Annotated in this window: 1 tRNA gene and 1 rRNA gene; both read left to right on the top strand. The window is 46.5% G+C overall.

Features of this window, described 5'->3' with window-relative positions:
* A 16S ribosomal RNA gene (locus BMI76_RS10455) occupies positions 1 to 120 on the top strand; the annotation flags it as partial.
* Between the two features lie 83 nt (positions 121 to 203).
* Positions 204 to 276, top strand: a tRNA-Ala gene (locus BMI76_RS10460).
* Positions 277 to 576: the final 300 nt, after the last annotated feature.

Consider the following 576-nt stretch of genomic DNA (forward strand, 5'->3'; position numbering starts at 1 on the left):
TAACACCCGAAGTCGGTGAGGTAACCTTTAAGGGGCCAGCCGCCTAAGGTGGGATGGATGATTGGGGTGAAGTCGTAACAAGGTAGCCGTATCGGAAGGTGCGGCTGGATCACCTCCTTTCTAAGGAAATGTAAGTAACGGAGGGCGTCTCTGTACTTACAACGGAAGCACTTGGTAGTCTTGTTTAGTTTTGAGAGGGACGTGGGGCCTTAGCTCAGCTGGGAGAGCGCCTGCTTTGCACGCAGGAGGTCAGCGGTTCGATCCCGCTAGGCTCCATGAAACAGGATACTAACAGACGGTTCGCTTTAGCGAAAACTTCTGTAGAAAAATAGGAAATCGACGTGGTGTGCTTGCACACAAGGAGATTTATCTTTTTTCCTAAGAAGTTCGTCTGGGGTTCAACTCAGTATTTTGTTTAGGACAACGAAGTCATTAAAATAGGTAAGATTGCTCATTGACAATTGAATAGCGCAACAAAAAAAGAAACCGAAACGCTGTAGAACATATTGAAAGAGTTTTTTAATAAGGTTAAGTTAGTAAGGGCGCACGGTGGATGCCTAGGCACTAGGAGCCGAT

Source organism: Streptococcus sp. 'caviae' (assembly GCF_001937065.1).
Lineage (GTDB): Bacteria > Bacillota > Bacilli > Lactobacillales > Streptococcaceae > Streptococcus.